The 14,257-nt window shown below is 45.3% G+C and carries 10 protein-coding genes; 1 reads left to right on the forward strand and 9 read right to left on the reverse strand.

What is annotated here, in order from left to right; genetic code table 11:
- Positions 1-2: 2 nt before the first annotated feature.
- A complete protein-coding gene (locus tag MKY42_RS18155) occupies positions 3-3,398 on the reverse strand; it encodes a DUF5107 domain-containing protein (protein WP_339843766.1) in 3,396 nt (1,131 codons plus the stop codon).
- Between the two features lie 127 nt (positions 3,399-3,525).
- Here MKY42_RS18155 and MKY42_RS18160 point away from each other — a divergent pair, with 127 nt between their 5' ends.
- Positions 3,526-4,422 (forward strand): AraC family transcriptional regulator, encoded by an 897-nt coding sequence (locus MKY42_RS18160; RefSeq protein ID WP_339843768.1) that lies wholly within the window; start codon positions 3,526-3,528, stop codon positions 4,420-4,422.
- Positions 4,423-4,537: 115 nt separating this feature from the next.
- Here MKY42_RS18160 and MKY42_RS18165 read toward each other — a convergent pair whose 3' ends face one another.
- The 8 genes from MKY42_RS18165 to MKY42_RS18200 all read right to left on the reverse strand — a co-directional run bounded on the left by MKY42_RS18165 (position 4,538) and on the right by MKY42_RS18200 (position 14,175).
- Positions 4,538-5,776, reverse strand: coding sequence for a multidrug effflux MFS transporter (locus MKY42_RS18165; RefSeq protein WP_090899194.1), 1,239 nt, complete (start codon positions 5,774-5,776; stop codon positions 4,538-4,540).
- A 370-nt stretch (positions 5,777-6,146) separates the two neighbouring features.
- Entirely contained in the window at positions 6,147-6,578 is a 432-nt protein-coding gene (locus MKY42_RS18170; protein ID WP_179264479.1) for a universal stress protein, read from the reverse strand.
- Between the two features lie 5 nt (positions 6,579-6,583).
- Positions 6,584-7,816, reverse strand: a complete 1,233-nt coding sequence (locus tag MKY42_RS18175; RefSeq protein ID WP_090899200.1) for an MFS transporter — start codon at positions 7,814-7,816, stop codon at positions 6,584-6,586.
- Positions 7,817-8,034: 218 nt separating this feature from the next.
- Positions 8,035-8,601, reverse strand: a complete 567-nt coding sequence (locus tag MKY42_RS18180; RefSeq protein WP_090899203.1) for an XRE family transcriptional regulator — start codon at positions 8,599-8,601, stop codon at positions 8,035-8,037.
- A 146-nt stretch (positions 8,602-8,747) separates the two neighbouring features.
- Entirely contained in the window at positions 8,748-11,006 is a 2,259-nt protein-coding gene (locus MKY42_RS18185) for an FAD-dependent oxidoreductase (protein WP_339843771.1), read from the reverse strand.
- 20 nt (positions 11,007-11,026) lie between these two features.
- Positions 11,027-11,854 (reverse strand): carbohydrate ABC transporter permease, encoded by an 828-nt coding sequence (locus tag MKY42_RS18190; RefSeq protein ID WP_339843773.1) that lies wholly within the window; start codon positions 11,852-11,854, stop codon positions 11,027-11,029.
- A gap of 14 nt (positions 11,855-11,868) precedes the next feature.
- Positions 11,869-12,753: a sugar ABC transporter permease gene (locus MKY42_RS18195; RefSeq protein ID WP_076289323.1), complete on the reverse strand. Its 885-nt coding sequence runs from the start codon at positions 12,751-12,753 to the stop codon at positions 11,869-11,871.
- A gap of 114 nt (positions 12,754-12,867) precedes the next feature.
- Positions 12,868-14,175, reverse strand: coding sequence for an extracellular solute-binding protein (locus MKY42_RS18200; RefSeq protein ID WP_339843777.1), 1,308 nt, complete (start codon positions 14,173-14,175; stop codon positions 12,868-12,870).
- Positions 14,176-14,257: the final 82 nt, after the last annotated feature.

The raw sequence follows: 14,257 nt of genomic DNA on the forward strand, positions 1-14,257 counted from the left end.
CATCAAGGTTGAAATCCTTCACGCCATTGCCGGGGATACCCTCTATGAACCATTGCCCCTTGATGAGCTGGCTCCATTTTCAGAACCAACTCAAGTTCGGTTCCGGCTTCTTCGTCACGGCCAAGCCCCAGAAGTCCCAAGCCTCTCATGTATCGACAATGGATTACATTGCGCTGGTTCAAATCATCCTCAAATACCAGGAAATCCGGCAAGGATACAGCAAAATAATCCATTTGGATATCGTCAAAAATATGCTTTTCAGCATAATCAATTAGTTTATTGAAGCGACGCTTGGCTTCCTTCTCGTTACGGAGCTTCAACCAGGCCAACCCTTGGTAAAAGATCATTTCTGGCGGCTGATCGTTGTAGAACAACGCACTTGTCGGCTCTGCCAAACCCTGTGAAGCTATGGTGTAACTGGCGATGGCCTCTGTTTCCCGCTGCATACCTTCGTAGGCCATGCCTAGATAATAATAAATATTGTTCTCCTGTGCTCCTTCCAACTTCCCTTCACCCAGATTCAACGGATAGACTAATGCTTGTTGTAAATGCTGAGCCGCTGCTTCATAATGACCGTTCTGCAGCGCTTGTTTACCAAGCTCGGTATGAGCCAACTTATATTGCCCCGTCACTTTTCCCTCTCCACCTTCCCACGGATGGAAATTGCGCAGAGACAGGGCAGCGAGAGCCTCTTGATAACGTTTAAGATTGTTTAGCAAGGTTACGTATTCCACATACAGATCATCCCGCTTCTCAACCAGATCTCGCCGCTCTTCAAGCATATTTAGGCGTTCGTCTATTGACCATGCGAGCTTCTTACGCAGCTGATCCAGTTCATAGAAGATACGACCATCATGCGGTGCATAAGCAAAGGCCATCTCAAGCGAAGTTAGGGCCGCTTGCGGGTTGTTCTGCTTGTTGTAATAGGCCAACCCCAAGTTGCGGTGTACCGTCGGATAATCATTGCGGAGTTCGCGGGACCGCTCCCAGCTGGCAATCGCCTCGATAGGCCGTTTCTTGTCATAATAGAAATTTCCCAGATAGTAATGAGCCTTATCGTCCTCCGGATTAGCATGAACTGCACTTACCAGCAGCTCATGTTCAAACAACGTGTTCGGGAAACAATAGATTGGATCAGCCCATTGTCCCTTACGGCGAGCTTCTTGAGCATGCTCATGTTGTCCGGTACGTTCATATAATGCAGCGAGTGCATAATACAGCATCGGATAGACGGAATTCTCCGGATTCACTATTCTTTCCCCTACTTCAATGGCTTCTTCGTAGAGACCGCTGTTCATATAGTCTGCGATGACATTCAGGTAGTTGTGAGCATCATTTCTCATCAATTGCTGTAATTCAGACAAAATACCCTGTGCAGCATCCTTATCTCCCAAGGCTGAATAAGCCAACGCCAATTCATTATAAGCTCCAAAATCCGCAACATCCAATTCCAAGGTTTCAAGTGCATAGCCCTTTGCTTTATCAAACAACCCAAGCTTGCGCAGCAATGCGGCTTTCAGATTACGCGCTTTGTAGTTTCGGGAATTGCGGATGAGTGAACGCTCAACCTGTTCCATTGCCTCGACGTACTGGCCTTTCAAGGTGGAAATCTGAGCAAGTGAGAAGTACCCTGCATCCTGCCATGCTGCCGACCATACCGATTTGTGAAAAGCAGCAAACGCTTCATCCAAACGGCCTTGGCCACGCAGTGCTACCCCCAGCTGGTAGTATGCCTCGCTGTCATAAGGATTCGGATTACGCCAGGTCAACCGCTCCATCGCTTTACGGAAATACGGCTCGCTGTCTATATATAATCCACGGCGAAGCAGTAACGTTCCATAAGCTACATTCAACCGGATATCTCCGTTGTCCCGCTTCAAGCCTTCCAGATAGTAGGCTTTAGGCTCAAACGTAGCATGACGATATTGCTCCAGATGCTGACCAGCCAAGTACAGTTCTTCGGTTGAATGCAGTTCTTCCGGTGCCACCAGTGGTCTGGCAGCATCAGGGACGCGCTCAATATCCTTACGTTTCGGTTGATAGGAAATCAGCAGCCTGCCTTCCCTATTTCGGACAGAAAGCTTCAAATCATGCTCCTGCTCCCCGCTCTCCAGCGGTATAACCTTCTGGTAAACCTTTATCGGGGACAATTCAAGCGTTTCCTGTAGATATCGGGTTGCTGCTCCGCTTAACTCCACAAGGGCATGTTCAAGTTCAGATGTGGCATATACCTTGATTACTGCCTCTCCGGCTTCAGCATCCACTTCCAGATTGATGGCTGCTTCGATGGAGGCATTTTTTACGACACCGATGTTTTTGTAGGGCATGAAATACTGGGTGAAGGTCTTCTCCTCGTAGGGATGCAGCCATGTAAAGTCGGGCTGATTGTCTGTGTACACTCCAGTCATGAGTTCAATGTACGGGCCGTCTTCATCGGTCAATTGACGGTCCCACGCCTGACCGAACTCCCCATTTCCCCAGGTCCATTGTTTCTTGCCAGGAGAAATATGATGATTCGCCACATGCAGCAATCCGGCCTCTACGCCGTGATCGTATGCGCCGACAAAATTATAATCGGATTTATAAGCCATGTACGAAGTCGGAACCGGGATGTTTTTATACCGTGAAATATCTACGCCTTCCGAATAATCCTGTTTGTAATAGGTCCCGGTCGCGATTGGGAAACGCGAGACATCCCTTTTGCCATGATCAAATACAGCCGTTACGTCTGGAGGAAACACGGATTGCGTATATTCATTAACCGCTACAGCCGGATTCGCCCACCACAGGAAGGTCTGCGGCTCAGGTGTCCGGTTGTATAATTGAGCATGGATCTCCAAGTAGGCTTTGTCCGGATAGAGCCTGAAGGCTGCCGTTACTTTTGTGCCGTACATCCGGTCAATCTCACTTACCCATACTGTAGCACTGCCATCGTCATTTTCCTCGTATTTGTATTCAACCGGACCAAATGTATTAGGGCGGTGGTGCTGAGGCCAGTTAAATTCAATTCCTCCGGAGATCCAAGGACCAGCAAGGCCCACCAGCGCAGGCTTAATGACACGGTTATAATAGACAAAATCATAATTGTTCGTCTTGTCAAGCGCGCGGTAGATTCTGCCGCCGATTTCCGGCATGATCTCAATACGGATATATGGATTCTCCAGAATAACCAATTTGTAATTTTTATCATTCTTCACATCCGAGATACTCTCGATCACTGGATGCGGATACACACGACCGGAGCTTCCCTGATAGACTCTTTTCTCCAGAAACATAGGATTCGGGTCAGCTTCACCCGCCTCATACGTTGGTATCAACACGCTGGTTTCCCACACTTGTACCTGATTGGACCCGGTTGGACCCACCTCCAGCTTATGATCCACAGCCTCATGCTTCATGTCAGAACTGCCTCCCTTGTCTTGATAGTTATACTGTATAAGCTGGCAAGGCAGGTTCCAATTGACGAAATGCGGGTATTGATGGATTATATTCTTATTCTAATTATGAATTACGGGGGTAACTGGAATGGGGCCAGACCATATTCGCAAGCGTGAGGGATTTGAAGAGCAGAAGCTATATGTACTTCCGGAATATTGGATGAAAGAACTGGAACAAGAAGAACTGACCTCTACCTTATTCATTACGGATATCGGCTATTTTCCCAACGCTCAGTATCATTTCAGGGAACGTCTGGAAGGCAGTCCATCACATATTTTCATTTTTTGTGAAGCGGGAGAAGGATGGGTTGAGCTGAATCATGGAGAGCGAATGATGATGCAGCAGGGAGATATGATGATCATCCCACCCGAAACTGCACATCGTTACGGGGCAATGCAGAAGAATCCATGGAGTATCTACTGGTTTCATTTCAAAGGCAGCCATGCGAATCGATTGGTGAAGATGTTTGGTTTGTCTAACGCCTCTCTCTCTTTATCGCCAAGCGGCAAAGCCCGTTTAATGGAATGGTTCGTCCCTACTTATGAAATGCTGGCCGAGCGGACATATGCTCTGACTACCCACATACATGTGGCCCAAACGACAAGACAGTTGCTTTCCGGGATTGGCTTAAATGCCGTCAAATCAGCACAAGAGAAGAAACGTGAATCTTACCTGGAACAGGCAATTCAATACATGAATGTACATATGAGCGACTCTATTTCTCTTACAGAGTTGGCTAAGCATGTCGGGGTATCGAAGCAGCACCTGATCTTTCTGTTTAATTCTGAAACGGGCGTCGCTCCGATCGAATATTTCCTCCGGCTCAAGATTCAGCGGGCTGGTCATCTTCTGGATCTTACCGAACTGAGTATTAAGGAAGTCAGCTATGCAGTGGGCATTAGTGATCCCTATTATTTCTCCCGCCTCTTCAAAAAAATATCGGGATACTCCCCTTCCAGCTATCGGAAGATCCCGAAGGGCTAACCTTTCGAAATTTCTTTGCCGTCTTTCCTTCATTACACACAATAGAAAAACCGTTGAGTCTTTAAATTAAAGTTCAACGGTTTTCTGTATTCAACAGGGTGGAACCCTCATATTCTCAATTAAAGTCAGGATCAGACTGAGCATGTTGTGGGGTTTGATGCGAGATGTTTTTAACGAGTAGGAAGTAAGTAAGAATCGCAACAAGACTCGTCATTAATAAAGTGAGTCCTAACGGGACAGCAGTGTCTTCACCTGCGATACCAACCAGAGGAGCAACGAGGGCACCTAGAAGGAAAGGAACAACTCCGAGCAGTGCTGCTGCACTTCCAGCCATCTTGGCTTGACTCTCCATGGCAAGCGGGAAAGCCGCAGTAGACGTAATCCCTATGGAGCAAACGAAGAAGAACAATGGAATGACCAAAGCGAACAGCGGACCATGAACTATAGTTACCACCAATGCAGCAGCGCTTGCCGCCAAAGCAAGCCAGAGTCCAGCTAATAGAAGGGTCTGCTCCGGTATACGTTGTGCCAACCGTCCCACGATTTGAGAACCGATGATCAAGCTGATCCCGTTCGAGGCAAATAATATAGCAAATACAGTTGGTGTGACTCCATAAATATTTTGGTAAATAAATGGTGTTCCCGCTACATATGCAAAGACGCCAGCCGTCATGATTCCCTGTGCCAGCATATAACCAACAAATTTGCGGTCACGTAGAAGCGTTTTGTAATTCCCCAACTGCTGCTTGAAGTCGGGAGCCATACGTCGTTCAGGCGGGTTGGACTCTTTCAAACTCCATTTGGTCATTATTAATAAGAAAACGCCCAAAAATGAGAGTGAGATAAACACACCAATCCATGACGTGAATGAAAGAATACCACTTCCAGCGATCGGTGCTGCCAAGGGCCCTAAATTCCCTACAAGCAGCAGCAAAGAGAAGAATTTAGTAAGTTCATGTCCACTATAAAGGTCCCTAGCTATCGCACGAGAAATGACAATCCCTGCTGAGGCCGCAAATCCTTGAGTGAAACGAAACAAAATCAAGAGCCCGATATTAGGAGCATATGCGCACGCCAAGGAGCAAATAATATAGGCCGCCATGGAGATTAACAACGGTTTGCGTCTACCGTGAGCATCACTCAAAGGACCCATAACGAGTTGTCCCATACCTAACCCTAATAAACAAGCAGTAAGACTAAACTGAACAAGTGATGCGCTTGTATTGAAATTCCCTGCAATCTCAGGGAAAGCCGGTAAATACATATCAATCGTAAATGGACCTAATGTTGAAAATAAACCCAGCAGCAATGCCAGGCCAAATACATTCCAATTATTGCTCTTGCTCTTCATCATTGTTGATTAAATCTCCAATTCATTACGTAATTTAGTTTATTTGAATCGTCATTACAATCCATTTAGCATTACCTATCCCCTGTTCACACCCCACATCCTGTTTATCCTAACAAATTGTAAATGCCCTACTCCAGAAAAGCCACTTATTTTTCTTTCCTAATCGGAGTATAAGACATAGAGTTAACTGTAAGTCAAATCATATATTTTAAAAAGGGGGTTGGGCGCATAACCACTGGATAAGCTTATCCGCTTCATAATGAAACCAAAGTTCGTTTAAAAACAATCATCGCCCCCTACTAGAACAAAGTATAGTTTTGCTCTAGTAGGGGGCGAGACTATTAATGCATCAGCCTTGCAGTTTTCTAATGATTTAGTGCACAATGAGGACTGGGCATTTTGACAACTGTGAAACCTTGTGGCTGACACTTCCAAGCATCATTTCTTTTATGCCACTTAGCCCCCGGCTTCCAATTATAATAAGTTGCTGCTCAGTATCCTTTGCATATTTTAATATTTCATGTGAAGGATCTCCCTTAAGAAGAACTGTTTCTGAGTTAATCCCCACAGATTTTAATTTGGATTTGGCTTGTTGCAACTTTTCCAGACTCGCTTTCTTCATTTCGTTCAATATTTCTTCCAAGAAATTCTCTGGTAAATAGGTCATACCATTCGATACATATTCCTGACTAACATTAACCAAGGTAACTTGGCTTTGTTTGTCTCGGGCTATTTCAACGGTTGCATTGAGAAGTTTGTTCGTTATTTCAGCTTGATCAATGGCCACAATAATTTTGTTAAACATCGTTATCATCCTTTCCGTGGCAGCTCATAACTACTTCCGCTACCTACAAAACGGTTTCTTGCTGCCCCCATTCCGGCTAACAAGAGTAAGACCGAAGCGCCAAGCAAAATGAAAAGCGGCATATCCCAACTATTTGTCGCATCATGCAGATATCCTATAAGGGCAGGACCAATTGCGGCAAGAAGATATCCGATCGATTGCGCCATGCCAGACAGTTCCGCAGCTTGATGTGCATTTTCAGTGCGTAACCCGAAAAACATCATGGATAAACTGAAGGCGAAGCCCCCACCAATTCCCAGTAATATGATCCACAATAATATGATATTGGAGCTTCCGTAAAGAAGCCCGAGCGTTCCCGTCAAAAGCAAAATGGTAGTGATAACCACTAACAAACGTTGGCTAGACATGCGCCCTGCAATAACAGGAACAATAAATGTAAATGGAAGCAGTGCTAATTGCATTATCGAGAGGTACCAACCTGATTGGGTCGAATCAATTCCTTGCTGCTTTAAAATTTCAGGTAACCATGCGATTAACACATAGAAAACCATAGACTGTATACCCATAAACAAGGTTACTTGCCATGCAAGAGGGGAACGCCAAACACTCACATCGTTACTGGCCCTCTGTTGACTTGTCGTGACTGTTTGCTTCGATTGATTTCTTAATTGGGGTAACCAACAGAGAATGGCTACAAAACTTAGAATCCCCCATATTCCTAATGCTCCCTGCCATTTAAGACCTGCGTTCACTGCTAGCGGTACACTGATTCCTGATGCGATGGCTCCACATAAACACATTGAAACAGAGTAGAGACCTGTCATAGAGCCAATTTTATTAGGGAAATCTCTTTTGATTATACTTGGCAATAATACATTACATATGGCAATTGCAAATCCGAGAATGGCTGTTCCAATATACAGATTGGCTTCACCAGATAAAGAACGTATTACAATACCAATTGTCAAAAAAATTAGGGCAAGCAAAATGATACGTTCCACCCCATATTTTCGGCCTAATTTGGGTACTAGAGGTGATAATAAAGCAAAGGCAAGCAAGGGTAAAGTCGTTATCAAGCCCGCTAATGTATTTGAAATATGAACGTCATCCCTTATTAGACTCACTAAAGGACCCACTGATGTTAAGGGAGTACGTAAATTAGCAGCAATAAAAATAATGCCAAGAATGATAAACCCTATAGAGGATGGTAGGGCTTTTGTATTTTGATTGTTCAGCATCTCCATTACTCCTTCCTGAAATTACAGGTACTATTTGTTCTCTGCTGATTATAAAAATGTTGTAATATGATCCGCGCGGACAACAAAAGTATATTATAATATATCATTATTTACAATAAGTATTTTATATTATAATTTAATCTTCTGAAAAACAAAAACAACTCTGAATTCCGGTGATGGAATTCGGAGTTGTTTTCATAAGCGAAAATATGCTACTTTTAGAAACCATACTTCAAGGCTATATGCAGCACGGTTTCACTATTGGTATGATTGGTATAAGAGTGTGGAGAATCAGCACGGAAACTAATCGTATCGTATTGATTCAATGTGTGAATCTCTTCATTGACTTGAATTTCAATAGATCCCGTCATTACGGTCGCAATTTCAGTTGTATTCACATGATGTCCTTCAGGGTGATAGGAGCTATTGGGCTGTATGTAAGCCCGACACATTTCAATATCGCTGCTAGCATTTTTAAAGACGGGCTCAATAACCCAATTTTTTTGTTCATTAGAAAAACGCAGTCCTTCGCCGGCTCGATACAAACTTACAGGCTCTTCTGATTTGAACAAAGCCAAGAGTGGTAAAGATATGCCTTTGGAAATTTTCCAGATCATCGCCAAAGTTGGATTTGTCTCTCCACGTTCGATATTTCCCAAAGTAAGTTTGCTCACGCCTGTCAATTCCGCTAAGTCATCTAAGCTCATGTTGTTTTCTTTTCTGTACCTTTTTAAGGCAGCACCAATTTGTAATACAAGTTGTTTGGATTCATCGACTTCTTCCATTTGATATTCACCTCAACAAAAAAGCAATTATAAGCTAGTATATCGTTTATCAAGATTCTTTTCCATACGATGAGAATTCAGGAGAAGAAGGCGAGATATCGGCCAACCATCAATTTATGGATGCTACCTGCGGAAAACGGGGGCCGTCATCTATGAGAAACATATAGTCGAATTTCGTACACTTCTGCCCGATCGCCCCCGTGCGTTTCCTTGATGATGACCCTAATCCGTTTGGATAGTATCGGATTCTCAAGACGATGAATCTTTTTGCGAGTAAGGTTAGGGTTATCACCAGCAATACGTTCCCATTGCCCATTAATATAAGCATGCACCTCATAGCTCTTAACCAACTCCGGAATGGTCAGAAACGGTGTTTCATGATGATGCAAATTGATCAAATCCTCATTAACATCGTCATTAAAAGTAAGGTGAATTTCCCGAATATCCACTGGTTCTGGAAGGTTGACTTCAATCCATTCTTCACCGCCATTAGCGATGGGTTCCGATATCCACAGCTGTGGACCGCCAAACGGACGGACATAGCCGTTGATGACTTTATCAGGTGAATACGCGTCAGTCTCAACTGCAAAACAGAATGGCTTCCGGACAAGGCGCTTCATCGACCATTCGATAATCGGCTGATTTGGCTGATGATCCTCCAGGTCGGAGCTGACTATTGGTTTGACCCCTCTCTCAAAGGCGAGGACACCACTTATCGGGACAGCTGATGTGTAGAGACTAACTGCTTCATTCGCCCGAACAATGACAAATACATTACAAGGATCGCCTCCAATCATTGCACTGTCTGCAGGCACATCCAACCATTGCTCCTCACCTACATCGACTTGGATGTCCAAAGCTTGCTTGAAGTTTGCCGGTACATAATTCTCATGGCGACCTGTGTCCCACAGTTCAATAGTCAAACTTGTCGCTTCTCGGGCAGAGACCAACAGCCTAAATCCTTCAATTCCACCCTCGGTCGGGAACAGCCATCCAACGTCAGCGACCAGCCGGTACTCCTCGGAAGGTTCGTTGATCAAAATGCGGGTCATCGTGCTTGAAGCCGTGATGGTCCCCTTTCTCGCAATGTCAGCGGAATCCATATTTCTCAGTCCTATAATTGAGGCATCGGTCCGCAACATCGTTTGCTGCAATTCGGTTAAATGCTGCTCACGCAGCTCACGAGGCGTGATACCTTTAATTACCGACAAGGCAGCGCCTACACCTGCGGCTTCTCCCATTACCGCACAAGTTGCCATGACGCGGGTTGTTCCGAATGCAACATGCGATGCACTGATATTACGTCCCGCAAACAGCAGATTGCTGACATTGCGGGAATACAGGCTCCCAAACGGAATATGATAAATGCCATCTGCATGCAGATGCTTGGAGCCGCTCTCGCTTGCATACATCCCTTGTGGGGGATGCAGGTCGATGGACCAACCGCCAAAGGCGACGCGGTCGTCGAATGGGCGTTGAGAGATAACATCATTTTGCGTCAGAATCGTATCACCAAGGAAGCGGCGGTATTCGCGTTTGCCTGGAATCGAGCCCACCCATTCCAACGTCATCTCCTCGGCCTGAAACTTGCCGGAGTTCTTAATATAATCCCAAACGCCATAAATAACAGACCATAACTCATCCCGAATCTGCTCATTCTCATGTACCGTATCCAGCTCTCCGCCCCATTCAATCCACCAGTAATGACAGCCCGAATCTCCACTGCGGATCACACGCTTTAGCGGAATGGGGGTTGTCGTAATGTCTTTAGCAAACGATGGGGCTACAAACCGTACCGGTTTTCCGGTATCTTTCGTATAGAACAGCAGTGTGCTGCCAAGTGTAATATCATCAGCAACTTCCGGTGCCCATTCTTCCCCGAACTCATGACGGGCTTCACGGCCAAGCCGGTATGCTGCTCCAGCGAGAAATCCGACGAGTCCGTCACCTGTACAGTCAAGGAACATCTCACTTTCAAACGTAATCTCACGCTCGGAGCCCATCATCCAGCCTTTCACGCTACGAATTATCCTTGCATCTTTCTCACCGTCTGCTTCTACTTCTCTAACATCTGTATTCATAAACAAAGTGAGATTAGGTTCGGCTCTTACTGCCTCCAGCAAAGTAACGTCCCACAAATAGGGGTTGCCTTCCGGATTCCGTTGTTGATTCTGAATGAATAATTCACCCATAATGCCGGTCTCCCGTGCATAACGATTCACGCCATGCCCCGTTGCACCGCATACCCATACACGTACCTCGGAGCTGGAATTGCCGCCAAGTACAGGACGATTATGCACAAGTGCAACCTTTTGACCTAATCTTGCCGCTGCTATAGCGGCACAAATCCCGGAAAGTCCTCCGCCAATGACCGTAACATCGAATAATAGTTTTTCGCGTCTCATTTTTATAAGCCTCCTTTGAATTAGCCTTTTACAGCTGAACTGGATACACCTTGAATAATATATTTCTGACCAAGCAGAAAGATTAAAATCATAGGGATAATCGCTGCGGAAGAAGCTGCCATCATGCCGTTATAGTCAACGTTGTTTTCCAAAACGAAATTTTGTAGCCCAAGCGGAATTGTATAAAGCTTTGGACTCTGCAGGAAAACCAGAGCATTCTCATAATCATTCCACTGCCAGGAAAAATCGATAATAGCAAACGTTGCAAGCGCTGGTTTGGCTAACGGTAACACCAGCTTGAAGAAAATTCGAAAATGACCCGCACCATCGAGTAATGCAGATTCTGTAATCTCGTTCGGAATACTGAGAAAGAATTGACGGAGCATAAATACACCAAATATCGAGAACATGGCTGGCAGAATTAATGCCCAATGTGTGTTATAAATATGAAGCCAGTTAAACAGGATAAACTTCGGAACAAAAACGACTTGAGGAGGTATCATCATCATGGATAGATACACGATGAAGAGGGTATTACGTCCTTTAAATTCCGTACGGGCGAAGCCATAAGCAGCAAAGGCCGACAAAAAAACAGCACCAGCTGTACCAATCACAGCAATCTTAATGGAGTTCAAATAATAAGGGAGAAAATTATAGTTCCCCGTCCAGATTCGCTTATGGCTGGTCCAGTCGAGCTTCGAAGGAAGCCATTGACGGAATACTTCACTCGGGGTCTGGAAGGAAGTACTGAGCATCCATAGAAAAGGAACAATCATAAACAACCCTGCAATTAACATGAGGATCGTGACAGAAAGCTTAACCGAGTGTGTCTTCGTTGTTCTAAACATAGGCCAGCTCCTCTCTAGTAATGGACCCAGCGTTTTTGGCCGACCCATTGGATTATGGTAATGACAAGAATAACTGCAAACAGGAACCAGGAAATGGTTGATGCATAGCCCATCTCATAATAGCTAAATGCCGTTTTGTAGACGAACAGCGACAGAATCGTGGTGCTTCCGCTTGGGCCGCCGCCCGTAATCGCTTGGATGAGAGAGAAGGATTTGACCGTCATAATCAGCCCCGTAATCAGTAGCATAAATGTCGTTGGACTAACAAGCGGCCATACAATCCTCCATGTAATAGTCGCTTTCCCTGCACCGTCGATACGTGCGGCTTCAAGTTGCTCGGTCGAAATCTCCTGCAGGGCTGCCAGATAGATAATCATGTTGTAGCCTAACATAAACCATATCTGCACGACGTCAATGGCATACATCGCCGAACTCGAATCAGCGAACCAGCCGGGAGGCGATACAATGCCGATAAAGCGAAGCACTTCATTAATCGGCCCCTGGGACGGCTGGAACAGCAGCATCCATACAAAAGCAACGGCAACACCGCTAGAGATATATGGCAGGAAGAACATGCCTCTAAGCAATCCTTTCAAATACACGCTCCGGTTAAGCACAAGAGCAACGAGAAATGCAATTGCCAATGAGACCGGAACGGACATCAGGAATATGATTGTATATTTAATTGAAGCATAGAACTGATCATCACCAAAAAGGCGTTTGATATTATCTAACCCGGTGAACGTCCAATTCGGATTGGCGAATTGATAGTCCGTGAACATCATAAAGAAGGAGTACAAGGCTGGCAGTATAAAAAATGCGAGGATACCGAGCATATTAGGCAAAATAAATACGTAGCCCACCCAGCCTTGTTTCCGAATCCAGCTGTTCCTTTTCACAGAAAACGCCGCCTTTCTTCTCGTATGGAACTTTTTAAATACAGCAAAGAGAGAAGACGGAAGCGAAGAATCCTTCTTCTCTCTTAGGGATATTGTCACTATTCGATTATTTGATTATTTGATATATTCCTGATGGCGTTTGGCCATATTCTTAAGCGTTGTATCGATATCCTGCTCATTCAGGAAGTATTTCTCGTATTCTTCCTTGCGGGCATCCAGCGCTTGCTGCGGTACATTTAGCTGGAATGATGGGAACTCTCCGAACACAACGCTATTCATCGACTCTGTATCGTATTTGTCTTCAACACCCTTGAGCAGCAGGTCCATCGCCTGCTTGTTATCGACGCTCTTCGAGGATGGAAGACGTCCTCCACTCGCCATCGGCAACATTCCGCCGTCCGCATACCACTTTGCGAATTTCCATGCCGCATCTTGATGCTTGGATTTTGCATTAACGGAGAGCATGTCACCTAAACCGCCAGCATATTTATAGTCCTTTTGATCGGCAGATACTTTCGGAATTGTAGCGAATGCGATTTTGAAGTCATGCGGAAATTCCTTCAGGTTATTGGCGTTGCGGAAAATAAATTCTCCTGCGGCTAACATCGCTGCCTCCCCTTTGAGGAACATTGTATCTACCGGCATTTTGCTGGTTACTTGTTCACCATATTCGGGTGTCGATTTGTCTACAAACATCATGTCATGCACGATTTGAAGCTGCTTTTTCCAAAGATCATTATTGAAGTTAGATGTTCCTTCCGGCGTGGTTACGCCAAGGCCCGCAATGGTACCGTCAATTGCAGCGGTAAAGGCAGCATCATGCTGCATAAGACCGTACACATTTGATTTTGTTAGCGCTTTCGAATATTCCCTCAAGTCATCCCATGTCCAATCAACGGGAGGAATCGGAAGACCGGCTTCATCCAGCATGCTTTTGTTAAGCCAGATGAATAACATGTTTTTCTTTGTCGGAATGCCATAATACTTATCCCCGATTTTCCATTGAGCGGCGTCTACCCCCATTTGCTCGTCGATGTTGTAATCAGTTCTGCTGCTCAGATCCAAAGCGACTCCTGCATCAACACGTTTCTGTAAACGGTTAATCGCGTAGTTGACGAACAAGTCTGCGTCCTGACCCGTCATGAGCGCCGTATCCAGCTTCAGGTTGCCGGGGTCATCATTTACATAACGGAAGTACTCGACCTGAATGTCAGGATTTTCTTTGTTCCAGCTGTCAATCACTTCTTGAGGTCCTGCCTCGGCAGGAACAGCTCCCCAAAGTGTGAGATTAATAGTCTCACCAGCATTTTGATTCGCCGATCCCGCACTCGCTCCTTCGTTGTTAGCCCCTGCGCATGCGCTGAGCATCGAAGCTGTCAAAGTCGTAATCAAAGCTGCCTTTAACCAATTTCTATATTTCATTTACAGTCCCCCTTATCAAGTTGATAAGCTGCTTGCTACGTCTTTAACTTTATCACCAGCCTGACATTGGGGGTATGAACGG

The sequence above is a fragment of the Paenibacillus sp. FSL W7-1088 genome (genome assembly GCF_037969855.1).
Lineage (GTDB): Bacteria > Bacillota > Bacilli > Paenibacillales > Paenibacillaceae > Paenibacillus.